Annotated in this window: 25 protein-coding genes and 1 other RNA gene; 12 read left to right on the top strand and 14 right to left on the bottom strand. The window is 68.5% G+C overall.

Features of this window, described 5'->3' with window-relative positions:
- Positions 1-12: 12 nt before the first annotated feature.
- Positions 13-591, bottom strand: coding sequence for an RNA polymerase sigma factor RpoE (gene rpoE, locus F790_RS0106955; RefSeq protein ID WP_018870158.1), 579 nt, complete (start codon positions 589-591; stop codon positions 13-15).
- Positions 592-735: 144 nt separating this feature from the next.
- Here rpoE and nadB point away from each other — a divergent pair, with 144 nt between their 5' ends.
- On the top strand, positions 736-2385 hold the full coding sequence (gene nadB, locus F790_RS0106950) for an L-aspartate oxidase (protein WP_026332884.1): 1650 nt from the start codon (positions 736-738) through the stop codon (positions 2383-2385).
- Here the strand turns inward: nadB and orn are convergent.
- Positions 2352-2921 (bottom strand): oligoribonuclease, encoded by a 570-nt coding sequence (orn, locus tag F790_RS0106945; protein WP_019591199.1) that lies wholly within the window; start codon positions 2919-2921, stop codon positions 2352-2354. The two genes, nadB and orn, sit on opposite strands and share 34 nt — an antisense overlap.
- Positions 2922-3053: 132 nt before the next feature.
- On the opposite strand from orn, the gene F790_RS0106940 reads away from it, so the two are divergent.
- Genes F790_RS0106940 through rsgA form a run of 3 tightly spaced genes read left to right on the top strand, consistent with a single transcriptional unit; the run spans position 3054 to position 4655 of the window.
- Entirely contained in the window at positions 3054-3362 is a 309-nt protein-coding gene (locus F790_RS0106940) for a cytochrome c (RefSeq protein WP_018870161.1), read from the top strand.
- A gap of 6 nt (positions 3363-3368) precedes the next feature.
- Complete coding sequence (locus F790_RS0106935) at positions 3369-3704, top strand: 4a-hydroxytetrahydrobiopterin dehydratase (protein ID WP_018947019.1); 336 nt, start codon at positions 3369-3371, stop codon at positions 3702-3704.
- Between the two features lie 18 nt (positions 3705-3722).
- On the top strand, positions 3723-4655 hold the full coding sequence (gene rsgA / locus F790_RS0106930; RefSeq protein ID WP_019591198.1) for a ribosome small subunit-dependent GTPase A: 933 nt from the start codon (positions 3723-3725) through the stop codon (positions 4653-4655).
- A 36-nt stretch (positions 4656-4691) separates the two neighbouring features.
- Here rsgA and F790_RS0106925 read toward each other — a convergent pair whose 3' ends face one another.
- The 6 genes from F790_RS0106925 to ffs form a co-directional block, all read right to left on the bottom strand.
- On the bottom strand, positions 4692-5483 hold the full coding sequence (locus F790_RS0106925; RefSeq protein ID WP_019591197.1) for a hypothetical protein: 792 nt from the start codon (positions 5481-5483) through the stop codon (positions 4692-4694).
- Positions 5484-5570: 87 nt separating this feature from the next.
- Positions 5571-5915 (bottom strand): histidine triad nucleotide-binding protein, encoded by a 345-nt coding sequence (locus tag F790_RS0106920; RefSeq protein WP_018870165.1) that lies wholly within the window; start codon positions 5913-5915, stop codon positions 5571-5573.
- Between the two features lie 35 nt (positions 5916-5950).
- Entirely contained in the window at positions 5951-6541 is a 591-nt protein-coding gene (recR, locus tag F790_RS0106915) for a recombination mediator RecR (RefSeq protein WP_018870166.1), read from the bottom strand.
- An 11-nt stretch (positions 6542-6552) separates the two neighbouring features.
- Positions 6553-6879, bottom strand: a complete 327-nt coding sequence (locus tag F790_RS0106910) for a YbaB/EbfC family nucleoid-associated protein (protein ID WP_018870167.1) — start codon at positions 6877-6879, stop codon at positions 6553-6555.
- On the bottom strand, positions 6876-8705 hold the full coding sequence (gene dnaX / locus F790_RS0106905; RefSeq protein WP_018870168.1) for a DNA polymerase III subunit gamma/tau: 1830 nt from the start codon (positions 8703-8705) through the stop codon (positions 6876-6878). Before dnaX ends, F790_RS0106910 begins: the two co-directional genes overlap by 4 nt.
- Positions 8706-8785: 80 nt before the next feature.
- Positions 8786-8882, bottom strand: an RNA gene (gene ffs, locus F790_RS14170) — signal recognition particle sRNA small type.
- Between the two features lie 165 nt (positions 8883-9047).
- Here ffs and F790_RS0106900 point away from each other — a divergent pair.
- The 4 genes from F790_RS0106900 (at position 9048) to F790_RS0106885 (ending at position 13806) form a co-directional block, all read left to right on the top strand.
- Complete coding sequence (locus F790_RS0106900) at positions 9048-10307, top strand: diguanylate cyclase (protein ID WP_019591196.1); 1260 nt, start codon at positions 9048-9050, stop codon at positions 10305-10307.
- Between the two features lie 185 nt (positions 10308-10492).
- Positions 10493-11242 carry a glutathione peroxidase gene (locus tag F790_RS0106895; RefSeq protein WP_019591195.1) on the top strand — a complete coding sequence of 250 codons (750 nt, stop codon included), beginning with the start codon at positions 10493-10495 and terminating at the stop codon, positions 11240-11242.
- A 172-nt stretch (positions 11243-11414) separates the two neighbouring features.
- Positions 11415-12809, top strand: a complete 1395-nt coding sequence (gene gorA, locus F790_RS0106890; protein WP_019021909.1) for a glutathione-disulfide reductase — start codon at positions 11415-11417, stop codon at positions 12807-12809.
- A gap of 145 nt (positions 12810-12954) precedes the next feature.
- Positions 12955-13806, top strand: coding sequence for an HDOD domain-containing protein (locus F790_RS0106885; RefSeq protein WP_019589677.1), 852 nt, complete (start codon positions 12955-12957; stop codon positions 13804-13806).
- Between the two features lie 27 nt (positions 13807-13833).
- Here the strand turns inward: F790_RS0106885 and guaA are convergent, their stop codons facing one another.
- The gene (guaA, locus tag F790_RS0106880; protein ID WP_019589678.1) at positions 13834-15411 is read right to left on the bottom strand and encodes a glutamine-hydrolyzing GMP synthase; all 1578 of its coding nucleotides are present in this window, start codon (positions 15409-15411) and stop codon (positions 13834-13836) included.
- Positions 15412-15476: 65 nt separating this feature from the next.
- On the bottom strand, positions 15477-16937 hold the full coding sequence (guaB, locus tag F790_RS0106875; protein ID WP_019569751.1) for an IMP dehydrogenase: 1461 nt from the start codon (positions 16935-16937) through the stop codon (positions 15477-15479).
- A gap of 152 nt (positions 16938-17089) precedes the next feature.
- On the opposite strand from guaB, the gene F790_RS0106870 reads away from it, so the two are divergent.
- Genes F790_RS0106870 through nadC form a run of 3 tightly spaced genes read left to right on the top strand, consistent with a single transcriptional unit; the run spans position 17090 to position 20171 of the window.
- The gene (locus tag F790_RS0106870; RefSeq protein WP_019569750.1) at positions 17090-17854 is read left to right on the top strand and encodes a DUF4197 domain-containing protein; all 765 of its coding nucleotides are present in this window, start codon (positions 17090-17092) and stop codon (positions 17852-17854) included.
- Positions 17851-19275, top strand: a complete 1425-nt coding sequence (xseA, locus tag F790_RS0106865) for an exodeoxyribonuclease VII large subunit (protein WP_019591193.1) — start codon at positions 17851-17853, stop codon at positions 19273-19275. The genes F790_RS0106870 and xseA overlap by 4 nt, the downstream gene beginning before the upstream one ends.
- Positions 19272-20171, top strand: coding sequence for a carboxylating nicotinate-nucleotide diphosphorylase (gene nadC / locus F790_RS0106860; RefSeq protein ID WP_019591192.1), 900 nt, complete (start codon positions 19272-19274; stop codon positions 20169-20171). The genes xseA and nadC overlap by 4 nt, the downstream gene beginning before the upstream one ends.
- A 4-nt stretch (positions 20172-20175) precedes the next feature.
- Here the strand turns inward: nadC and F790_RS0106855 are convergent, their stop codons facing one another.
- The 4 genes from F790_RS0106855 to F790_RS0106840 form a co-directional block, all read right to left on the bottom strand.
- On the bottom strand, positions 20176-20907 hold the full coding sequence (locus F790_RS0106855; protein WP_019021903.1) for a ferredoxin--NADP reductase: 732 nt from the start codon (positions 20905-20907) through the stop codon (positions 20176-20178).
- A 36-nt stretch (positions 20908-20943) separates the two neighbouring features.
- Complete coding sequence (gene mazG, locus F790_RS0106850; protein ID WP_019589683.1) at positions 20944-21783, bottom strand: nucleoside triphosphate pyrophosphohydrolase; 840 nt, start codon at positions 21781-21783, stop codon at positions 20944-20946.
- An 85-nt stretch (positions 21784-21868) separates the two neighbouring features.
- The gene (locus F790_RS0106845; RefSeq protein ID WP_019591191.1) at positions 21869-23179 is read right to left on the bottom strand and encodes an MFS transporter; all 1311 of its coding nucleotides are present in this window, start codon (positions 23177-23179) and stop codon (positions 21869-21871) included.
- Positions 23180-23231: 52 nt separating this feature from the next.
- A complete protein-coding gene (locus F790_RS0106840; protein WP_019591190.1) occupies positions 23232-23900 on the bottom strand; it encodes a metalloregulator ArsR/SmtB family transcription factor in 669 nt (222 codons plus the stop codon).
- Between the two features lie 218 nt (positions 23901-24118).
- On the opposite strand from F790_RS0106840, the gene F790_RS0106835 reads away from it, so the two are divergent.
- Positions 24119-24568 (top strand): hypothetical protein, encoded by a 450-nt coding sequence (locus tag F790_RS0106835; protein ID WP_018870182.1) that lies wholly within the window; start codon positions 24119-24121, stop codon positions 24566-24568.
- Positions 24569-24668: the final 100 nt, after the last annotated feature.

Raw genomic sequence — 24668 nt, 5'->3', positions numbered from 1 at the left:
GATCATGCTCATTCAGTCGTTCAACAATGGTCGCAAGGTCTCGTCGATGGCCTCGCGCGCCCGGAAGATGCGCGACCGGACCGTGCCGATCGGACATCCCATGGTCTGCGCGATTTCTTCGTAGCTCAGACCTTCGATCTCGCGCAGAGTGATCGCGGTCCGCAGATCGTCCGGCAGCTCGTCGATCGTGCGCTGGACGGCCGCCTCTATCTCCTGCGACAGCGCTTCCCCCTCGGGGGTTGCATTGTCCTTGAGAGCGGAATCGCCCCCCATTTGTTCGGCATCCTGCGCATCGACCTCGGATTCGGGCCGGCGCCGCCCCTGGGAGACGAGATGATTCTTGGCGGTGTTGATGGCGATCCGGTACAGCCAGGTGTAGAACGCACTTTCGCCGCGAAAGTTCGCGAGACCGCGATAGGCCTTGATGAAGGCTTCCTGGGCGATATCCAGGGCCGTGGCGTGGTCGTGCACATAGCGGCCGACAAGATTCACGATCTTGTGCTGATACTTCAGGACCAGGATGTCGAAGGCCTCTTTCTCGCCATTCTGGACACGCCGAACCAGGGCCTCGTCGGAAGCCTTCTCGCTCATCCGGGGACTCCCGTTCGGCGACTCGTCTCCAGTATTCTAGGGTTCATGGACCGCCTGACCTGCATGAAGTTCGAAACCCGCTCGCCGGGGATTGCTCCCGGCTTCCCGGCCATTGCGCAACAAGCGCAAAACGTTACCTGACGCATGGATACAGCACAACAAGCCCGCAAAGCCGACGTGCTGGTAATCGGCAGCGGTGCGGCCGGACTGAGCGCGGCCCTGCATCTCGCCCCGCATCGCCGAGTCGTGGTCCTCAGCAAGGGCCCGGTGGACGAGGGCTCGACCCGCTATGCCCAGGGCGGCATCTCGGCAGTGCTCGACCGCCAGGATTCCTTCGACGCCCACATCGACGACACCATCGACGCCGGTGCCGGGCTGTGCGATGCGGACGCGGTGCGCCGCACCGTCGCGGCCGGGCCCGAGGCGATCCAGTGGCTGCTCAACCTCGGGGTGCCATTCACGCGCGAATCCTTCGAGGGCCGCAGCCGGCTGCATCTGACGCGCGAGGGCGGGCACAGCGCCCGCCGCGTGGCACATGCCGCCGATGCCACCGGCCGCGCGATCGAGGACGCGCTGGTGCGCAGCACCGGCGACACCGCCAGCATCGACGTGCTTGAACGCCATGTGGCGGTGGATCTGATCACCTCGCGAGTGGACGGCGTGCGCCGCGTGGTCGGGGCCTATGTCCAGGACACCGCGACCCGCGAGGTACAGACGATCATGGCCCCCACGGTGATCATGGCCACCGGAGGCGCCAGCCGGGTCTATCTGTACAGCTCCAATCCCGACGGCGCGACCGGTGACGGGATCGCGATGGCCTGGCGGGCGGGGTGCCGGGTCGCGAACATGGAATTCATGCAGTTCCATCCGACCTGCCTGTACCACCCGCAGGCCAAGTCGTTCCTGATCTCCGAGGCGGTGCGCGGCGAAGGCGGACTGCTCAAGCTGCCCGACGGCGAACGTTTCATGCCGCGCTTTGACGAGCGTGGCGAGCTGGCCCCGCGCGACATCGTGGCGCGCGCGGTGGACCACGAGATGAAACGTCTCGGGATCGACCATGTCTATCTCGACATCAGCCACAAGCCGGCGGATTTCATCCGCGAACACTTCCCCACCATTCACGAACGCTGCCTGGAATACGGCTTCGACATGACGCGCGAGCCGTTGCCGGTGGTGCCAGCCGCGCACTACACCTGCGGCGGAGTGGTGGTGAACCCCTTCGGGCAGACCGACCTGCCGGGGCTTTACGCCGCCGGCGAGGTATCCTGCACCGGGCTGCACGGGGCCAACCGCATGGCCAGCAACTCGCTGCTGGAATGCCTGGTCTATGCCCGCGCCGCGGCCGAGCACATCCTGTCGCAGACCGATCTGCCCGCCCCCGAGGCCCTGCCGGTCCCGGCGGCCTGGGACGAATCCCGGGTGACCGAGTCGGAAGAGGAAGTGGTGGTGGCGCACGACTGGGACGAACTGCGCCGGCTGATGTGGGACTACGTCGGGATCGTGCGCACCCGCAGCCGGTTGCTGCGCGCGCAGCGGCGCATCCGCATCCTGCAGGAAGAAATCCACGAATATTACAGCCACTACCGAATCTCGCCCGACCTGATCGAGCTGCGCAACCTGGGCATGGTGGCGGAGATCATCGTGCAGAGCGCGCTGGCCCGGCGCGAGAGCCGCGGCTTGCATTACCTGCTGGATTACCCCGAACGCGATCCGGAACTGGACGGCACCCCCACCGTGCTGGTGCCGCCCTCGCCCGCCGGTCAGCTGGCGGGGCGCGCCGCCGGCGGGAGCTGAATGAACTTTTCGCGATAGTGCCGCAATTCGTCGATCGAGTCGCGGATGTCCTGCAGGGCCTGATGCGAGGCGTTCTTCGACAGCCCCTGGAGCACGTCCGGCGCCCAGCGCCGCGCCAGTTCCTTGAGCGTGGACACGTCGAGATTGCGGTAGTGGAACCAGGCCTCCAGCTCCGGCATGTTGCGCGCCAGGAAACGGCGATCCTGGCAGATGGAATTGCCGCACATCGGCGACTGCCCCTTCGGTACCCACTTTTCCAGAAACGCCAGCGTCTCGCGCTCCGCGGCGGTCTCGTCGTGGTCGCTGTGGCGCACGCGATCCAGCAGGCCCGATTCGCCGTGCGTGCGCTGGTTCCAGGCGTCCAGCCCGTCCAGCACCTCCGGCGACTGGAACACCGCGATCACCGGGCCCTCGGCCAGGATCTCGAGGTGCTTGTCGGTTACGATGGTCGCCACTTCGATGATCCGGTCGGTTTCCGGCTCCAGGCCGGTCATTTCCAGGTCGATCCAGATCAGATTTTCCGCACTCGCCGTCATTGTCTCTCCTCTGCGGCACCCGGTCGTGCCCTATGATGGCGCGATGCAGTCTATCATCATGGGGACGGGCCCCGGGGGGCCCGTCGCATCGAGCAACGAACAAGACCCGCATCCACGAAGAAGGAGGGCCCCATGCGACACCTCACCACCTCTCTGGCCGCGCTGGCACTGGCCGGCGGCATGACCGCCACCGCGCAGGCGAACGACGAAATCCGGATGGGCCAGGATCTGCACGAGAACAACTGCGTCAGCTGCCACGCCGACATGCACGGCGGCGACGGCTCCGGAATGTACACCCGCGACGACCGCATGGTCGGCGATCATGATGAACTGGTATCGATGGTCCGGCGCTGCGATGCCAACATCGGCACCGCCTTCTTCGATGACGAGATCGAAGCCATCGTGGCCTACCTCAACGACGAATACTACGGATTCGACTGAACCCCCATGAGCGATCTGAAGACGCGTCACTGCCAGGCCTGCGAAGGCTTTACCGACCCGATGCCGGCCGAGGAGGCGACCCGGGCCCTGGGCCAGCTGCACGAATCCTGGGAACTGGGCGGCGACACGAAGGACATCCGGCGCGAGTTCCGCTTCCGCAATTTCCACGAGACCATGGCCTTCGTGAACGCGGTGGCCTGGATCGCCCATGTCGAGGATCACCATCCCGACATGGAAGTCGGCTTCAACCGTTGCCGGGTCCAGTTCTCCACCCACGCGGTGGGCGGACTGACCGAAAACGATTTCATCTGCGCCGCGCGCGTGGATGCGCTGTTCGACTGACCCGTCGATGCAGCCTGCATGAGCCGGTCCGCCCGGAACCCGGGATCCGCGGTCCCCACGACCGCGGATCCCCTGCCCGCCCGCGCGCGGGTTGCCGCCCGCCTCAACCAGAGGGCCGACCTCCTCGACGAGGATGGCCATCTGCATCGCGTGCAGCTGCAGCGCCGCACGGGGGATCTGGTCTGCGGGGACCGCGTGGAAACCAACGGCCACCGCATCCTGCGCCGCGAGCCGCGCCGCAATGCACTGGTGCGGCGCGACGGCTACGGCCGCCGCAAGACCATCGCCGCCGGAGTGGACCGGGTCTGGATCGTGGTGGCGGCCGAGCCGGCACCGGCGCGTTTCCTGATCGACCGCTTCCTGGTAGCGATCCACAACCTGCCGGCCGAACCCCGGCTGCTGTTCAACAAATGCGAGCTGGATCCCGGCGGCGCGCAGCGCCTGGACCGGCAGTACGGCCATCTGGGCCTGCAGGCGCTGCCGGTCAGCGTGCACGAGGGCACCGGGCTGGACACCCTGGCGGCGGCCGCCGAGGGGGGCAGCAACATCCTGGTCGGCCAGTCCGGCACCGGCAAGTCATCGCTGATCGATGCACTGCTGCGCCGCACCGGCAACGCGCCGGAACAGGCCCTGCAAACCGCGACCCTGGGGCAGACCGGCGAAGGGCGCCACACCACGACCACGGCGCGCTGGTATCCGCTGGCGGGGGATGGCGCATGGATCGATTCCCCCGGGGTGCGCGACTTCACGCCGGAGCTGGACGACGCCGACACGCTCGAGCGCGGGTTCCCGGACATCGCCGAACGGGCCCGGGAATGCCGCTTTCGCGACTGCCGGCACGCGGCCGAACCGGGGTGTGCGGTGAGAGCGGCGGTCGCCGCCGGCGAGCTGCCGCAGGAACGGCTGGAGGCCTGGCAGGAACTGCGAGCGGAGACCCGGCGCCGGGACTGAGCCCGGCAGCGCCCCCGCGGCACGAAACAAAACGAATCAGAAGGTCAGGCCCATCTCCACGCCGAACACCGACGAGGAACCTCCGGATTCGGGACGCATGCCGTCGAATTCCAGCCGGTCTTCCATCCAGCCTTCGGAGGATTCCAGCGAATAGTCATCGTAGAACAGGCTCATCGACAGCTCGCTTTCGTTGCGCAGGCGGAGGCTGCCGTCGAGGCTCAGATAGCTGGCGCCACGCGTGTGATCGCGCGGTTGCAGGCCACCTCCCGCAGCGACCGTTTCGCGCGAATCGCCCGCCAGCGGCTGGCGCACGCCGACCCGCAGCTGGCTGTCGAAACCGCCCGACTCGAAGGTAGGGCCGAAGCTGAAGTCGGTAAAATAGGAAGTGGTACCCGCATCCTCGCGCAGGTGTCCCGGCGCAGAGCGCGACTCCATACCGAAGCCCAGATCGATCCCGTACCCCAGGCCACTGGACCCCAGGCGCTGGCGGAAAGCGCCGGTCGCCTCGAAACGATCGCCCACACCGGTGATGTCGTCCGCCGGACGCGACACCGCGTCGGCATCCAGCATCAGGCGATAACGCGGATCGGGCCGGGTCTCTCCGCCCGCACCCGCCGCACCGGAGAAGGAGGACAGGTCGCCCACCCCCGCAACCGGATCGCCGCCGTCGAGATTCAGGGTCCGGGTCACGGAGAAGCGGGTGGTGTCGTCTTCGACCACTTCGGCCGCCGCAACCATCGGCGTCGCGCACGTCGCGACCAGCATCAGCGGCACCGCCAGCCGGGCAACAACGCGCGCACGGCCCGGCGAATTCCCCGCCCCGGCCATGGCCGTTGTGCCGTCATGATTTCCGCGTCGCTTCACGCCCGTTCTCCCGTTTGTCACGGCGCCGGCCTCCCCGGCCCGTCGTGTTCGCTAGCCCGGGGGCCAGCCGAGAGGCCGACCACCGAGCAGGTGCATATGTATATGGTAGACCGTCTGACCGCCCTGCTGGTTGCAGTTCATCACGGTACGATAGCCGTCCTCGGCATAGCCCCGCTCGGCGGCGATGCCGGCCGCCACCCGGGCCATGTTGCCGACGGTTTCCGCGTCCTCGGCGGTGAGGTCGTTCAGGGTCGCGATGTGCCGCCGCGGAATCACCAGGACATGCAGCGGCGCCTGGGGATGCAGGTCCTCGAAGGCGATCACGTCATCGGTCTCGCGGACGATGGTCGCGGGGATCTCCCCGGCCACGATCTTGCAGAAGATGCAGTCTTCCATGGTGCCTCCACCGCGCCCGGCCGGCGCGATTTATATCAGTAATCGCGGCGCCCCGACAAGGCGTGCGCCAGGGTCCCCGCATCGGTGTATTCCAGCTCCCCGCCACTGGGGATCCCCTGCGCGATGCGCGTGGCGCGGATTCCCAGGCGCCCGGCCATCTCGGCCAGGTAGTGGGCGGTGACCTCGCCCTCCACGGAGGTGTTCGTGGCGAGTATCAGCTCCTCGGTGCCCTGCTGGCGCAGGCGTTCCTCGAGCCGGTCCAGCCCCAGTTCTTCGGGGCCGATGCCGTCCAGCGGCGACAGCCGCCCCAGAAGCACGTGGAAGCGACCGTTGAAGTCGGTCGCCGCCTCGATCGCCATCACGTCACCGGGGCTCTCGACCACGCACAGGACGTGGTCGTCGCGATCGGGATCCAGACAGCGCTCGCAGGTCTCCGCCGAAGTCAGCGTCCGGCACACCGAACAGTGGCCGATGTTCTCCACCGCGGCGTCCACCGCCCGTGCCAGGCGCCGTGCGCCCTCGCGGTCGCGTTCCAGCAGGTGCAGCGCCATGCGCCGGGCCGATTTGCCGCCCACCCCCGGCAGGCAGCGCAGTGCCTGTACCAGGTCGTCGAGTTCCGTATCCACCGCGGTCCGGCTCAGAACGGCAGTTTCATGCCCGCCGGCAGGCCCATGCCGCTGGTCAGTTCACTCATGCGTTCCTGACTGGTGGTGTCCACCTTGTGCACGGCATCGTTGATGGCCGCGGCCACCAGATCCTCGATCATATCGGGATCGTCCTGGAAAAGGCTGGGATCGATCCGCACCTTGCGTGCTTCGTGCTTGCCGGTCAGGGTCACGCTGACCAGCCCGCCACCGGCCTGGCCCTCGACCTCCATCTCGGCCAGCTCGGCCTGCACGCGCTGCATTTCTTCCTGCATTTTCTGGGCCTGCTTCATCATGTTGCCCATGCCGCCTTTCATCATTTTCGGTTCTCCTGTCCCGCTGTTCCGGGGTCCTGATTAAGTGTCGGGTCGTCGTCGCGCAGGCGCACCGGGCCGAGTTCGGCCCCGAAGCGCTCGTGCAGCGCCTGCACCACCGGATCCTGCCGCATGGCGGACTCGGCTTCAGCCTGACGCGCCTCGGCATCCGCCGCAAGACGCGCGGCCGGCGTGTCACCACCGGCTTCTTCCTGATCCACGATCTCCAGACGCACGCCGCGGCCGAGATGCGCCTCCAGGGACCTGGACAAGCGTTCCCGGGCCCGTTCCGTGCACAGCATGCGGTAGTCGGTCGGCAGCGCGAGCGTCAGCCGCTCCGTATCCAGCGAACGAAATTCGGCCTGCAGCGCGATTTCACGCGCGGTACCCGCGGGAAGACCTGCGGCAAACGCATGCCAGTCGAATTCGCCCTCGGCCACCGGAGCGGCGGGCACCGGGGCCGGCGCCGGGCGGGCAGCGCCCGCCGCATCGGCTCCGGCGGTCTTCTCCGGGGGCGCGGAGGCCGAGGCCGCATGCGGCTCGCGTACCGCGCCGGCCTCCCCGGCATCCGGCCCGCGCGTGGAAGACGGGCTTGCCCGCGCCGGCTCCGGGGCCTCGGCCTCGGCCGCGGGCGCGGCACGGGACGCGGGCTCGGCCTGCACCGCCGGGCCCCGGTTCGCGGGGTTCTCGGGCCGGCCAGCCGCGCCGCTCCCGCCGGTTGTGGTACCGGACGCGGGCTCCGGCGAGCCCTCCGGACGGAAGGCCAGCAGCCGCAGCAGGGTCATTTCGACCCCCATGCGCGGTTCCGGTGCATACGGCAGGTCGCGTACGCCATGGATCAGGATCTGATAGGCGAGCTGGATCGCCTCGGGGTCTTCGCGGCCGGCGGCCTCGCGCGCCCAGTCCAGGCCCGCTTCGCCGCCATCGGCCACCTCGCCCGCCACCTGCAGTACCGCCACCCGATGCAGCAACGAGGCCAGTTCATCCAGAAGCCGCGACCAGTCCGGCCCCAGGGCATCCAGCTCGGCAAGACCGTGGACCAGCGCCGCACCGTCCCCGGCGAACACCGCATCCAGCAGCCCGGTCAGCCGGGTGCGTGGCAGCAGCCCCAGCATGTCGCAGGTCGCCCCCTCGCTCAGCTGATCGCCGGCGTAGGCGATGGCCTGGTCGGTGAGACTGAGCGCATCGCGCATCGAGCCCTCGGCCGCCTCGGCCAGACGCAGCAGCGCACCGGGTTCGGCACCCACGCCCTCGGTCTCGAGCACCCCGGTCAGATAATCGGCGATCAGCGGCGCCGGCATCGGCTTGAGGTTGAACTGGAGACAGCGCGACAGCACCGTCACCGGCAGCTTCTGCGGGTCGGTGGTCGCCAGCAGGAACTTCACGTGTTCCGGCGGTTCTTCCAGGGTCTTGAGCAGCGCGTTGAAGCTCTTCTCCGACAGCATGTGCACCTCGTCGATGAGGTACACCTTGAAGCGGCCGGTGGTGGGGGCGTAGGACACGTTGTCCAGCAGCTCGCGGGTGTCGTCCACCCGGGTGCGCGAGGCGGCGTCGACCTCGATCAGGTCAAGGTGCCGCCCCTCGGCGATCTCCACGCAGGAACGGCACTGGCCGCAGGGTTCGGCGGTCACCCCCGTCTCGCAGTTGAGACAGCGCGCCAGGATGCGCGCCACGGTGGTCTTGCCCACGCCGCGGGTGCCGGCGAACAGATAGGCATGATGCAGCCGCTCGCCGGACAGCGCATTGGAGAGCGCGCGCACCACGTGCGGCTGACCGACGAGATCCTCGAAACGTGAGGGCCGCCACTTGCGGGCCAGAACCTGGTGACTCATGCCTCTCCCATGGACGGAGCGGTCGCCGTGGCCTCCGGGCACTCGGCCCCACCGGAAAGCGAAACTGGAAGGGAGGTGGCCCGCACCCGCCACACCCCGGCGCCCGACGCGGTTGCTACCGTTGCTCCCTTCCGGGCCTGGCGGGGTTCACAACCTGTCGTCGCGAGGGGACTGATACGGACCACCATAACGCTGTTGGCCGCACGGATCACCGCCGCCCGACCGAACCCGAAAGCATCAGGGTTTCGGCCACGCACGTCAACCTCGATCCGGTGCCCGCGCTCGCAACCCCGCGCCGGCCGGGGTAAAATGCCGGCCCCAGTCGCTTCAGCCGGGATCCCCATGGCCGCTTCAGCCGCGTCGTTCTTTCACGGCCTCCCGGACGCCGTCTATATCATCGATCCGGAGACCTCGCGGATCATCGACGGCAACGAAAAGGCGCATGCCAGCCTCGGGCTCAGCCGTGACCAGCTCCTGCACGAATCGGTGATGTCGCTCCAGACCGGCGTACAGGGCATGCCGGCCTGGAGCGAGATCGCCGAGGTCATCCGCAACCAGGCGCCCTATCGCTTCCTCGGCGAGCACCGCCACGCGGACGGTTCGGCCATCCCGGTGGAGATCCTGACGTCGGTGCAGCATGTCGACGGGCGCGAGTATTTCGTGTCGGTCGCCCGCGAGATCCCCGAACGCGGGTCGTCGCCGGACGAGGACGCCGGCCGCGAACACTGGCAGGTCCTGTACGACATCGCCGAGGGGGTCTGGGACTGGTATCCGCAGCAGGAACGTCTGGTGTTCAGCCCGAACCTGAAGTCCCTGCTGGGGTACGGTCCCGACGAGATGGAAGAGGTCATCGACACCTGGAAGGAGAACGTGCACCCCGAGGACCGGCCGCTGGTCCTGACCAAACTGGAGGATCATCTGGCCGGCCGCCGGCCCGCCTTTCACGCCGAATACCGGCTGCGCAACCGCAACGGGCACTATCTTTGGGTCTCCGACCGCGGACGCATCGTGCTGCGGGACGACCACGGAAAGCCACTGCGGGTCTGCGGCATGATCCACGACGTGACCGACGCCAAGACCCTCGAACTGTCCCTTCAGCAAAGGGCGGATTACTGCTCGCTCACCAGCCTTTACAACCGCCGGCGGGGACAGGAACTGTTCGAGAAGGCCTTCACCGCCTGCGAGCACGAGGATCGGCCCCTGGCGCTGCTGGCGCTGGATCTCGACGAATTCAAGACCATCAACGATCGTCACGGCCATCAGGCTGGAGACACGGTACTGGAACGTTTCGGCGAGTGCATCCGCGAATCGCTGCCGGAACACGCCATCGCCATGCGCTGGGGTGGCGAGGAATTCATGATCGCCCTGCCGGGTGCGGACCCGGTCCGGGCCGAGGACTTCGCCGAGACCCTGCGTGCCGCCGTGGCCGGGGCCCGATGGCCCGAACCGCTGAACCGCTCACGGGTCACCGTCAGCATCGGGGCGGCGCTGTTCCCCCGCGATGCCGGTGCCCCCGGCCAGCTGATCGCCGTTGCGGACCAGGCCCTCTACCGTGCCAAGCACGACGGCCGCAACCGCGTGATCCTGGCGCGTCCGGCATGAAGGTCCATGGCGAGGTCCTTCCCCCGGCGACCTCGATCATAGCCTTGGGCTAATAGCATTTTAATTATAAAAGATTAGATTTATCGAAGAGCACCCCTTAGTCTTGCACCTGTCGTCGGCCACGGGCCGGCACAGGACTTTTCACCCGTTTCCGAAACCGCAATCTGCAACAGGAGAGAGAGAACATGGAACTGGAAAATCGCGAAGGTCAGCGCGTCCCGGAAGTCACCTTCCGCTGCCGCAAGGACAACGACTGGAACGACGTCCGCAGCGCGGACATCTTCAACGGCCGCAACGTGGTGGTGTTTGCCCTGCCGGGCGCCTTCACCCCGACCTGCTCCTCGGCCCACGTGCCGCGCTACAACGAGCTGGCGCCGGTTCTGAAGAAGCACGGCATCGACGAGGTCGTGTGCATCTCGGTCAATGACGGCTTCGTGATGGAAGCCTGGCAGGCCGACCAGGAAGCCGACCGCATCACCTTCCTGGCGGACGGCAACGGCGAGTTCACCGAGAAGATGGGCATGCTGGTCGACAAGAGCGACCTCGGCTTCGGCGAGCGTTCCTGGCGCTATTCCATGCTGGTGCGCGACGGCGTGATCGAGAAGCAGTTCATCGAGCCGGACGAGCCGGGCGACCCCTTCGTGGTCTCCGACGCCGACACCATGCTGTCGTACGTGGCGCCGGATGCGGCCTGCCCCGAGGACGTGGTGGTATTCACCAAGCCGGGCTGCCCGTACTGCGCCAGCGCCAAGCAGATGCTGGAGGACGCGGACCTGGACTACGAGGAGATCGTGCTCGGCCGTGACGCCAGCCTGCGCAGCCTGCGCGCCGCCACCGGCGCGATGACCGTGCCCCAGGTGTTCGTCGGCGGCCACCGCATCGGCGGCTCCGAAGAACTGGAGCAGTGGATCCACCGCGAGCGCCAGGCGGCGTGATCCCGGATCCGGGGCGGGCCCGGCCCGCCCCGGCCACCACGGGTGGCCATCCGTGTCCGCAGGCCGCCCCCCCTCGGACCTGCGGACACGGATGGCGGACCCCGGCGACCGCTCCTTGAGCGCTCGCCATGGCAGACTTCGAATCAGACCGACAACGAACAGGGAAAAGAGCATGGAACACTACGACATCATCGTGATCGGCGGCGGCAGCGGCGGCCTGGCGGTAGCCGAACGCGCCGCGCCCCATGGCGCCCGCGTCGCCGTGTTCGACCCGAAACCGCTGGGCGGGACCTGCGTGAATGAGGGCTGCGTGCCGAAAAAGCTCACCTGGTACGCCGCGGAACACATGAGCCAGGCCCGCCAGGCCGCCGAATTCGCCGTGGACGTGGACATCCGGGGCATTCGCTATGGCGACCTGGCCGAGCAACGGCAAAAGCTGCTCGGCAACCTGAATGACTTCTGGGCCGGGCACCTGGAGAAGCTGGGCGTGACCCATATCGCCGAGCGTGCCCGGCTGAACGGAAGCGACCGCGTGATCAGCGAAAGCGGCACCGAATACCGAGCCGACCGCATCGTGCTGGCCATGGGCGGCGCGCCGGTGGTGCCGCCGCTGGAGGGCGCCGAACTGGGCGCGACCTCGGACGACTTCTTCCAGTGGACCGAACTGCCGGAGTCCATCGCCGTGATCGGGGCCGGCTACATCGGCCTGGAGATGGCCGGGATGCTGCGCTCCATGGGCGTGCAGACCGACGTGGTCGCGATGGAGGACCGCGTGCTGGAGATGTTCGATCCCGCCATCAGCGAAGCCCTGGACCAGCACATGGAGCACCAGGGCATCGGCCGTCACCTCGGGGTGAAGGTGGCCGGGCTGGGCGGCGAACCGGGCGCGGTCACCGTGCAGCTGGAAGGCGGTGAAGAACTCGGCCCCTACCAGCAGGTACTGTGGGCCGTCGGCCGCAAGCCGGCGACCGCGGACATGGGGCTGGAAGAGGCCGGCGTGGAAATCGGTCCCGGCGGCACCATCCCGGTGGACGAATGGCAGGCAACCAATGTCGAGGGGATCTACGCCCTGGGGGACATCATCGGCAAGGGCCCGCTGACCCCGGTGGCGATCGCTGCCGGCCGGCGTCTGGCCGAGCACTGGTATGCCCCCGAAAACAACCCGGTGCCGGTGGACTACGAACAGATCCCCACGGTGACCTTCACCCATCCCACCGCCGGCATGGTCGGACTGACCGAGCCGCAGGCGGTGGAACGCCACGGCGATTCGGTGCGGGTCTACGAGACCCGCTTCGGTGGCCTCGACCGGGCCTTTGCGGAAGGCGAGGTCCCGCCGGTGGTGATGAAGCTGGTGTGCGCCGGGGATGACGAAAAGGTGGTCGGCATCCACATGATCGGCCCCCACGTCGACGAGATGCTGCAGGGCTTCGCGGTGGCGGTGCGCATGGGTGCGACCAAGCGCGACCTCGACCTGACCATCCCGCTGCATCCCACCAGCGCCGAGGAACTGGTGACCCTCAAGCAGGGCCGCCCCGGCCGCGCGGAGGGCCTCGCCGAAGCCGCCTGACCTGCGCTACGGCACCCCGCCGCGCAGGCGCGTGCTACGGGGTTGCGGGCCACCATCCGGGCGACGGCCCATGGGACCTGCAACCCCGAAAGCCGGTGGCTGTAGCATACTTCACGCCACAGAAACGCCGCACGGAGTGCATCTTTTGGCTACCCGCACGGATGTCGAAAACTTCCTCGAGAAACTGCGAAGCGACCTCGACCGGCAGCTGGTGGACATCCCCACCCTGCCGGACATCTCCGTGCAGGCGCTGTTCATCGTGCAGGACGACAACAGCACGATCGCCGACCTGGTCAACCTGATCTCGCGCGACACCGCCCTGGCCTCGCGTCTGGTACGCCAGGCCAACAGCCCCGCCTATCGCGGGCTGCATCGCTGCTCCACCATCCACTCGGCCGTGACCCGACTGGGCATGGAACGAGTGCGCCAGGTCGTGCTGACCCATTCGATGAAGGAAGTCTTCCAGACCGGCAACGAGGCCATCCGCGAGCGCATGGAACAGCTCTGGGCCCACAGCCTGGAGGTCGCGGTCCTCAGCTACCTGCTGGCCCGCCGGCAGCGCCATCTGGACGCGGACATCGCGCTGCTGGCCGGACTGGTCCACGACATCGGCGCCGTGCCCATTCTGCGTCGCGCCGAGAAGGTGGAAGAGATCTACGAGGATCCGCGCGCGATCCAGGCCGCGATCGACGCGGCCCACGTGGCGATGGGCCGGGCGATGCTCAAGAGCTGGAACTTCGACCCGGAGATCGTGCGCGCGGTGGGCGATCACGAAAAGATCCGCCAGGATCCGGGCGCCCACGAGCCGGTCTCCTACACCGACATCCTGCAGGCCGCCAACATCGAGTCCTACGGTGGCACCCGCCACCGCCTCGCCACCGTGGACCGGAGCGAGGTCCCGGCCTTTCGCCGCCTCACCGGCGACCCCGACCGGCTGACCCTGGACTGGGACACCGACGAGACCGGCCTGAACCACGTCAACCAGATCTTCGAGTAGGACCGCCCCTCGAGCAGGGGGCGGGACTCACTCCCACTCGATGGTGGCGGGGGGCTTGCCGGAGATGTCGTAGGTCACGCGCGAGATGCCGGGGATCTCGTTGATGATGCGGCGCGAGACGTGGTCGAGGAAGTCGTACGGCAGATGCGCCCAGCGGGCGGTCATGAAGTCGATGGTCTCCACCGCGCGCAGCGCGACCACGTAGTCGTAGCGCCGGCCGTCGCCCATCACCCCCACCGACTTGACCGGCAGGAACACCGCGAACGCCTGCGAGGTCCGGTCGTACAGATCGGCCTTGCGCAGTTCCTCGATGAAGATCGCATCCGCCCGACGCAGCAGATCGGCGTATTCCTTCTTCACCTCACCGAGGATGCGCACGCCCAGGCCGGGCCCCGGGAACGGGTGGCGGTAGACCATTTCGGTGGGCAGGCCCAGTTCGACACCGATCTTGCGCACCTCGTCCTTGAACAGCTCGCGCAGCGGCTCGACCAGACCGAGTTTCATGTTCTCCGGCAGGCCGCCCACGTTGTGGTGCGACTTGATCACATGGGCCTTGCCGGTCTTGGAGTCGGCCGACTCGATCACGTCGGGGTAGATCGTGCCCTGGGCCAGCCACTTCACGTTTTCCAGCTTGCCGGCCTCCTCGTCGAACACGTCGATGAACAGCCCGCCGATCACCTTGCGCTTGGCCTCGGGGTCCTCGATGCCGGCCAGCGCGCTCATGAAGCGGTCTTCGGCATCCACCCGGATCACGTTCACGCCCAGATGGCGGGCGAAGGTCGCCATCACCTGGTCGCCCTCGCCCTCGCGCAGCAGGCCGGTGTCCACGAACACGCAGGTGAGCTGGTCGCCGATCGCCTTGTGCAGCAGCGCGCCCACCACCGAGGAATCCACCCCGCCGGACAGGCCCAGCACCACGCGCTGGTCGCCGACCTGCTCGCGCACCCGCGCGGCCATGTCCTCGATGATGTTGTCGGCGGTCCACAGCGCCTCGCAGCCGCAGATCTCGTAGATGAAGCGTTCGAGAATCCGCTGTCCCTGCGTGGTGTGGGTCACCTCGGGGTGGAACTGCACGCCATAGAAGCCGCGGTCCGGGTCGGCCATGCCGGCGATCGGCGCGGAGTCGGTGGAGGCCATCAGACGAAAGCCCTCCGGCAGCTCGGTCACGTGGTCGCCGTGCGACATCCACACGTCGAGCATCCCGTAGCCCTCGGGCGTGGTGTGGTCCTCGATATTGCGGAGCAGCGGGGTATGGCCGCGGGCGCGCACCTGGGCATAGCCGAACTCGCGGCGTTCGGAGGGTTCGACGCGTCCGCCCAGCTGTGCGGCCATGGTCTGCATGCCGTAGCAGATGCCCAGCACCGGCGCGCCCAGCTCGAACACCACGTCCTCGGCACGCGGTGGTGCCTCGACGTTCACCGACTCCGGTCCGCCCGAAAGGATGATGCCGGTGGGCGCGAACGCACGGATGTCCTCCGCCGGCATGTCCCAGGCATGGACCTCGGAATAGACTCCGGCCTCGCGGACGCGGCGGGCGATCAGCTGGGTGTACTGGGAACCGAAGTCCAGTACCAGAATGCGGTGGGCGTGCAGATCCTGGGTCATGAGGTCATCCACTGCCCCGGCCGGGCGGCCGGGGTCTGTGTCGGGGATCCGGCCGGCGGGCCGAATCAGTCCATGCGATAGTTCGGGGCTTCCTTGGTGATCGCCACGTCGTGCACGTGGCTCTCGCGCATGCCGGCGGCCGTCACGCGCACGAACTGTGGCTTGCTGCGCATTTCGGCGATGTTCTGCGCGCCCACGTAGCCCATCGAGGAGCGCAGGCCACCCATCAGCTGATAGATGATGGCGACGATCGAGCCCTTGTACGGCACGCGGCCCTCGATACCCTCGGGCACGAACTTGTCGGCCGGGGCGTTCGGGTCCTGGAAGTAGCGGTCGGAGGAGCCCTGCTGCATCGCACCCAGCGAGCCCATGCCGCGGTAGATCTTGTAGGAGCGCCCCTGGTAGAGCTCGACCTCGCCCGGCGCCTCCTCGGTGCCGGCGAACATCGAGCCCAGCATCACGCAATGGGCACCGGCGGCCACCGCCTTGGCAAGATCGCCGGAGAAGCGCACGCCGCCGTCGGCGATCAGCGGCACGTCGGTCCCTTCCAGGGCCCCGGCCACCTCGGAGATCGCGGTGATCTGCGGCACGCCGACCCCGGCCACCACGCGGGTGGTGCAGATCGAGCCCGGGCCGATACCGACCTTGACCCCGTCGGCGCCGGCGGCCACCAGGTCCTTCGCCGCATCGGCGGTGGCGATGTTGCCGCCCACCACCTGCACGTCCGGGTAGTGCTTCTTCACCCAGGCGACGCGATCCAGCACCCCCTGCGAGTGACCGTGAGCGGTATCCACCACGATCAGGTCCACGCCGGCCTCGACCAGCGCGGCGACGCGCTCGTCGGTGCCCTCGCCCACGCCCACCGCAGCGCCCACGCGCAGGCGGCCGCGCTCGTCCTTGCTGGCATACGGGTGTTCGGTGGACTTCTGGATATCCTTCACGGTGATCATGCCACGCAGCTCGAAGGCGTCGTTGACCACCAGCACCTTCTCGATGCGGTGCTTGTGCAGCAGACCGAGGATTTCTTCGCGCCCGGCACCCTCGCGCACGGTGACCAGCCGGTCGCGCGGGGTCATGATCTCGGAGACCGGGGCCTCCATGCGGGTCTCGAAGCGCAGATCGCGCGAGGTCACGATGCCGCGCAGATCGTTGCCGTCCACCACCGGCACGCCGGAGATGTGGCTGTCCCGGGTCAGCCGCACCACGTCGCCAATGGAAGCGTCGGGCCCCACGGTGATCGGCTCGCTGATCACCCCGCTTTCGTATTTCTTGACCTGCCAGACCTCGCGGGCCTGGGCCTCGGCCGGCATGTTCTTGTGGACAATGCCGATGCCGCCCTCCTGCGCCATGGCGATCGCCAGGCTGGCCTCGGTCACCGTATCCATGGCCGCGGAGACCAGCGGCGCGCTGAGCGTGATCCCGCGGCTGATCCGGGTGGAGATGTCGACGTCGCGCGGGATGACGTTCGAGTGCCCGGGAATCAGCAGAACGTCATCGAAGGTCAGGGCTTCACCGAGTATCCGCATGCACCACTCCAGACAGGGCCCGGGGACCGGGAGGAAAGAGCCGGACAGTATAGAATCCGGGGCTTGACGGGTAAAGGCGGATCGGGCACGTGCGTCGCATCCGCGGCGCTGCGAAGTTACCCTTGTATCTCCGCATTCCGAAGGGTCCAGACATGTCATCGACATCCCGCCTTGCCGGCCGCCGCCGTTTCCTGTTCCGCCTCCTGCCGGGAACCGCCCTGCTGGCCGCCGCACCCGCCGGCGCCGACTGGTGGGAACGCGGCCGCGAGGCCCTGGGAAGCCTGACCGGGGGCGACAATGGCAGCGCTCTCAGCCAGGACGAGCGCATCGACGCCCTGCGCGAGGCGCTGTCCATCGCCACCCGCAACGCCACCGGCCAACTGGCGCGCCACAACGGCTTCTGGGGGAACCCGGAGGTGCGCATCCCGCTGCCCGGACTGGTGCAGTCCACGCGCGACACCCTCGACCGCTTCGGTGCGGCGGGCCCGGTCGACGACCTGCACGAACGCATGAACCGGGCCGCCGAGGATGCCGCCCCGCAGGCCCGCGAGCTGTTCCTGGACGCCATCGAGGACCTGACCCTGGACGAGGCCCGCGAGATCATCCAGGGCCCCGACGATGCCGCCACCCGCCACTTCGAGACCCGCATGAGCGACCCGCTGGCCGCGCGCATGGAGCCGGTCATCGACGAGGCCCTGCGCGAATCCGGTGCCATCAGTGCCTACAACGACCTGCTGTCCGAGGTCGAGGACATCCCGTTCGTCGCCGACATCGCCTTCGATCCGGTGGACCACGTACTGGGCTACGCGATGTCCGGTCTGTTCGACACTTTGGCGAAGGAAGAGGCGGCGCTGCGCGCCGACCCGGTCGGCCGCGGCACCGAACTGCTGGAACGCGTGTTCGGGGGCGGCGAATGAGCGATACCGCCGCGGTCCTGACCGTGGCCCAGCTGAACCAGTGCGCGGACGGACTGCTGCGCGACGGACTGGGATCGGTGCGGGTCGAGGGCGAGGTCTCCAACCTGCGCCGCTACCCGTCGGGCCACCAGTATTTCTCGCTGAAGGACGAGAACGCCAGCGTCAACTGCGTGCTGTTCCGCGGCAACGCCCGGCGCGCAGCGCCCTTCGCGGACGGCGATGCGGTGCAGGTGGGCGGACGCGCGGGCATCTACCCCGCCCGCGGGCAGTTCCAGATCGTGGTCGAGCGGCTCGAACCCGCCGGCGAGGGCCGGCTCCTGGCCGCCTTCCAGCAGCTGAAGAAGCAGCTCGAGGCCGAGGGCCTGTTCGACCCCGCGCGCAAGCGGCCGCTGCCGGCGCGGACCCATCGCCTGGGCGTTATCACCTCGGCCCAGGGCGATGTCCGCCACGACATCGAACGCACGCTGGCGCGCCGGTTTCCGCTGCTGCTGCCGGTCACGCTGTATCCCGTTGCGGTCCAGGGCGCCGCGGCGGCCGAACAGATCGTCGCCGCCCTGCAGCGTGCCGGCGAGGAACGCGCGGTGGACGTGCTCCTGCTGGCACGCGGCGGCGGTTCGCTGGAGGACCTGCAGGCCTTCAACGAGGAGAATGTGGCGCGCGCGATCGCGGACTGTCCGATCCCCGTGGTGACCGGCGTGGGCCACGAAAGCGACGTCACCATCGCCGATTTCGTCGCCGACCTGCGCGCCTCCACCCCCACCGCGGCGGCCGAGGCGGTCAGCCCCGACGGCCCCGCCCTGCGCCAGCAGCTCAACCAACTGCGCGCACGCCTGGAACAGCGGCTGGCGCGTCGCATCCACGAGGATCGCGCACGCCTGGAAGGGCTCGCCGGCCGCCTGCAGCGGCGCCATCCGCGGCAGATCCTGGAACGCAACCTCCAGCGCCTGGACGAGCAGCGCGAACGCCTGCAACGCGCCGGGCGGCTGCGTCTGGAACGCGCGGAACAGCGCCTGCAGCGCGCCCGCCTGCGCCTCGCCGGGGCCTCTCCCGGGGCGCGACTGAACCACGCCCGCCTGCGTCTGGACCACCGGCGCCAGCGGCTGCAGCAGGTACGCCCCGACCGCGATCTGGCGACCCGGCGCGAACGCCTCCACCGCCTGGATCAGCGCCTGCGCAGCGCGGCGCAGCGCCAGCTGGATGCACGCCGGCGCCAGTTCGAGGCGAGCCGGCGCCAGCTGCACTCGCTGGATCCCACCGCGGTACTGCGCCGCGGCTACGCCATCCTGTCCACCGAGGACGGCGGACTGCTGCGGGATGCCGCCGACGTGAACCGCGGAGACGCGGTTTCCGCCCGCCTGGCAAGCGGCCACGTCGATCTGACAGTGGTCCGCAGCCACCCGGCAACGGAAGACCCGCAATGACCCTGCACCTTGAAAAGCCCCGCGACCCGTTCGTCCGCGGCCCCGCCGAACCCGACCCCGCCGCGCTGGAGCGCGAGGTGGCCGCCGCGCTGGAGGAGGACCTCGGGCCCGGCGGCATCGCAGCCGACGTGACCGCGGCGCTGGTCCCGGCCGGGCGGCATGCGCGCGCCTCGCTGTGGCTGCGCGAGGATGCCGTCCTCTGCGGCCAGCCCTGGGCGGAACGCGTGCTCGCCCGGCTGGACCCGAACCTGCGCATCGAATGGGCGGTCGCCGAGGGCGAGGCCTGCGCGGCCGAGACCCGGATCGCCCGCATCGAGGGCCCGGCCCGCGCGCTGCTGGCCGGCGAGCGCGCCGCCCTCAACCTGCTGCAGACCCTGTCCGGCACCGCGACCGAGACCGCCCGCTGGGTGGCGCGCCTGCAGGACCACCACGCGCGCATCCTCGACACCCGCAAGACCCTCCCCGGCCTGCGCCACGCGCAGAAGTACGCGGTGCGCATCGGCGGCGGCCACAACCACCGCCTGGGCCTGTGGGACGCGGTGCTGATCAAGGAAAACCACATCGCCGCCTGCGGCTCCATCGCCGCCGCGGTGCAGCAGGCGCGCACGGTGGGCGCCGGGCGCTGGGTCGAGGTGGAGACCGAAAATCTGGAGGAGGTCGACCAGGCGCTGGCCGCCGGGGCCGACGTGATCATGCTGGACGAGCTGGAATCCGCGGATCGCGCCGAGGCAGTGCGGCGCATCCGCGGGCGTGCGATCTCCGAGGCCTCCGGCGGGGTCTCGGCCGCGACCCTGCTGGAAGTGGCCGACTCGGGGGTGGACTACATCTCGGTGGGGGCGCTGACCAAGCACCTGCGGGCGGTGGACCTGTCGCTGCGTCTCGACAGCGACGCCTGACGCCCTACCACCACTTCTCGTATTTGAGCTGCGCCTCGGGGATGCCCCACTCGCCGAGCAGCGTGGCCATGTCCTCGATGAACTCGCGCGAGCCGCAGAAATAGAACAGCGCATCGCGCGGCAGCTCCAGCGACTCCAGCAACGAATGCGAGATCCGCCCGGTGTGCCCCAGCCAGTCCTCCGCCTCGCGGGTCACGGTCAGGGTCACGTCGATGTTGTCGGCCTGCGCCAGGCGCTCCAGCTCCTCGGGAAACAGCACCTCGTCCTGCCGCGCCACACTGTAGACCAGGTGCGCATTCACCTCGGGGGCCGACTGGTGCACATAGCGCAGGATGCTGAACAGCGGGGTCACGCCGATGCCGGCCCCCAGCAGCACCACGTTGTCGGCCATGCCGCGCTCGAAGCAGAAATCCCCCTGCCCCGGCGTGATGTAGACGGTGTCGCCCTCGCGCGCCGCGGTATGCAGATGATGGGTGGCCGCATGGTGATCGGCGTACTTGATGGCCAGCTCCAGGCGGCCGTCATCGCGCGGCGCGGAGACCACCGAATAGCCGCCGACGAAGGGTTTGGCATCGCCCTGCGGGATCACCAGGTCCAGCCACTGGCCGGCGCGCGACACGAAGCGCTGCGGATCCGCCGCCAGGGTGAAGCTGCGGATCAGCGGGGTCACCTGCTCGATGCGCTCGATGCGCGCGGGCATGAAGTGATCGGGCAATGAATCAAGGCCGTGTTCCATGCGGGTTCCTTTATCTCGGGACGGATGCCCGGCTTTTCAGGGATTATTCGGGGGGGTTGATTCGGGATCGCCGCGGAGCTGGCGACGGGCCTGCTGATACAGGGTCTCCTGCTGGGCGAAATCGAGCGCGGACAGCGACTGCCCGCGGGCTTCGGCCAGGGCCTCCATGCGCCGGTAGCGGGCCTCGAACTTGCGGGTACTGCCGCGCAGCGCGCCCTCGGGGTCCACGCCCAGGTGGCGCGCCCAGTTGGACACCGCGAACAGCACGTCGCCGACCTCCTCGGCCACCGCGTCCGGATCGGCGCCGGCGGCGACGGCCTCGTTCACCTCGGCCATCTCTTCATGGATCTTGTCGACCACCGGTCCGGCATCGTCCCAGTCGAAACCGTCACGCGCGGCCCGCCGCTGGGTCTTGACCGCGCGGGCCAGCGCCGGCAGCGCCAGCGGGATGTCGTCCATCGCGCTGGCATGGCCCCGCTGCTCGCGGGAGGCGGCCTTGTCGGCCTCCCAGGCCGCCTCGCGTTCGGCATCGTCGACGAAGGCGTGGCCGGCGAACACGTGCGGATGGCGCCGCACCAGCTTGTCGGCGATCCCGCGGGCGACATCATCCAGATCGAAGCGCCCGGCTTCCTCGGCGATGCGCGCCTGGAAAACCACCTGAAACAGCAGGTCGCCCAGTTCTTCGCGCAGCTCGGCGGTGGCGGCCGCGTCGCCGGCGTCCCGCGCCACGGCGTCGGCCAGCTCATAGGCCTCTTCGAGGGTATGCGGGACGATGCTGGCGGCGGTCTGCGCACGGTCCCAGGCGCAGCCGTACTCGGGGTCGCGCAGCTGCGCCATGATCGCACGCAGCCGGGCCATCGGATCGGATTCGCTCATGCCGAGGCAGTGTACGGGTGGCCTGCCCCCGGCGCCAACGACTCCGTACGAGCGACCGGGAGAATCGTCGCGAACATCCCTGCGCTCAGGCCGGGTTCAGGCGCGGATGGGTCTCCTCGCCCCACCACCAGACCAGGGCCCCGGACAGGAACATCGCGATCACCACGAACCAGAAGCCCCATTCCACCGAGCCGCCCAGGTGCGCGACGATGCCCAGCCCCAGCGCGCCGATGCCGTAGCCCAGGTCGCGCCAGAAGCGGTAGGTCCCGATCGCCGATCCGCGCCAGTTGGGATGTGCGATGTCCGCGACCGCCGCACTCAGGTTGGGATACAGCAGGGCCATGCCGAAGCCGGTGACCACCGCGGCGAACGACCACCAGATGATCCCGGAACCGAGCAGGGTCAGCCCGACCCCGGCGCCACAGATCCACATGCCCCAGACGATGGGTTTCATGCGACCGATATGATCGGACAGACGGCCGGTAAAGAACTGCGAGCCGCCCCAGACGAAGCCGTAGATGCCGACGATCCAGCCGATCGCCGCCAGACCGAGGCCCTGCTGGTACAGGAACACCGGATAGAAGACCCACACCAGCGCGTCCACGAACTTCTCCACCAGCCCGGCCTGACTGAACGCCGCCATGCGCCGGTCGCGCCAGGACATCAGGGTGAACACCTGCCAGGTCGTGGGGGCGTCGGGGATGTTCTGCGGATAGCGCGCCACCGGCCCGTCGTTGCGACCGGCCGCATGGCGGGCCCCCTCGGCCTTCGCCCAGTCGAGGGTCTCGCGCACCAGCAGGAAGGTCATCACGATCGCCAGCGCGATCACCACCAGGCCGAAGACCAGCAGGCCGACGCGCGGACCGAGGGCGGACGCCATGTACCCGGTGACGATGCCGGCGACGGCCACGCCGACATAGCCGGAGAACTCGTTTATGCCCATGGTGAAGCCGCGCTCGTTCGCCCGGGTGATGTCCATCTTGGCGGTCTGCGTCATCGACCAGGCCAGACCCTGGTTCACGCCCAGCAGCACCGTGGCGGCGACGATCCAGCCCCAGGTCGGGGCGTACAGGATCATGAACGGGATCGGGATGGCGGACAGCCAGCCCAGCAACAGGACATTCTTGCGGCCCATGCGCTCGGACAGCCGGCCGGCGACGAAATTGAGCGCGCCCTTCACGATCCCGAAGGCCACCACGAAAGCCGTCAGCAGCATGAACGAGCCCTCGGCAACGCCGAACTCGTCCTCCGCCAGCGCCGGGATGACCGTGCGCATCATCCCGATGGTCAGGCCGACGAAGAACACCTGGATCAGCTGCTGGCTGAACTGCCCGAGGTTCTCGCGGATCCCGTGCGTGATGTGATCGTAGGCCTCGGCGGCCTTGTGCTTGTCCATGTTCCGGTTTCCTCTGGAAATGCGTTATCTCGCAGCCGGGGCCTCGGCCGAGTCAGTCCGGCTCGTCGGCCAGCGGCAGGCCTGCGTGGCGCCATTCGGCCACGCCCTCCTCCACGCGTTGCGCGGCGATCCCGTGCTCGCGCAGCAGGGCGACGGCCTCTTTCGCCATCAGGCAGTAGGGGCCGCGGCAGTAGGCGACCACCGGGCGGTCGGCCGGCAGTTCCTGCAGGCGCTGATTCAGCTCCTGCAGCGGGATGGAACGCGCGCAGGGGAGATGCCCGGCGGCGTACTCGACCCCGGGGCGCACGTCCAGCACCACCACGTCGCCGCGCCGGGCCTGTTCCAGCAGCTCCGGACCGGCGACCGGGGCCAGCTCGTCGGCACACTCGGTCAGCTCGCGGGTGGCCGCCTGCAGCTCCAGCAGGCGCTCCTCCGCGAGGGTGCGCAGCATGACCCAGAAGTCCGCGACGTGGCGGTTGGCGAGACGATAGTGGACATGACGCCCGGCGCGACGGGCCTCCACCAGGCGGGCCTCGCGCAGGGCCTTGAGGTGGGCACTGGCCAGCTTGACGCTGATATCGGTGTCCGCTGCCAGCTGCTCGACGGTCTTCTCGCCCTGCACCAGCACCTCGATCAGCTCCAGGCGCCTGGGGCTGGCCGCGGCGCGCGTGATCCGCGCCACCTGTTCGTACAGCACGTCCTTCAGTTCGCGTTCGTCCATCGCGGGACACTCTACATTCCAATATTCGTTGGAATGCACGATATCTCGGGCCGGACACCCGAGACAACCCCGACCGTCGCATGCCCTTCGGTCCGTGTGCCTTTGTTGCGTAAAGCCATTTCCTGAGTAGATTGGTCAACAATTCATTCAGCACATGCTGATCCGCTGAATGAAGCGACAATGCCCGAGGGCATCTTCCGCAAACTGAGGAGGTCGTTATGAGCAACCTGATCCAGAACTTTCCGCCGGACGGCGTGGTGACCATCAACCGGGTCATCCTGAAGCCGGAATACAGCATCGACGACCTGCAGGAACGCGTGGCCGTGCTGTGCGAGAACGTGAAGACCTATCACTCGGACACCGGCTTCGTCGGCGGCTTCGTGGCCCTGAACTCCGGTGCGGTCTCCAACGAGGGTTCCACCATCGGTCAGGCCGTGGAAAGCCCGATGAAGGACAAGGAAGCGCTGATCATCACCTTCTGGCGCACGATGGAGGAACACGAGGCCTCCCATCGCAGCGAGACCTTCCAGCCCCTGTTCCAGGAAGTGCTGGAGCTGTGCGAGAACGGCAACGAGGAAATCGCCTACGAAATGCTGTGGTCCGGGGCGGCCTACGATCCCGAAGAAGCGAAGGCCGCGCGCGAGGCGAAGGAGACCCACGCGGCCTGATCCCGGGCGTCTCTCCGGACACCCCTTCGTACGTGAAGCGTGAACTTGCCGGGGCCTGCGGGCCCCGGCTTTTTTGTGCGCGCGGCGCGGGGGTACGGGA

The sequence above is a fragment of the Thioalkalivibrio sp. ALE20 genome (assembly GCF_000381405.1).
GTDB lineage: Bacteria > Pseudomonadota > Gammaproteobacteria > Ectothiorhodospirales > Ectothiorhodospiraceae > Thioalkalivibrio.
Note: the sequence above shows the minus strand (reverse complement) of the source record. Positions and strands in the feature narration are given on the sequence as shown.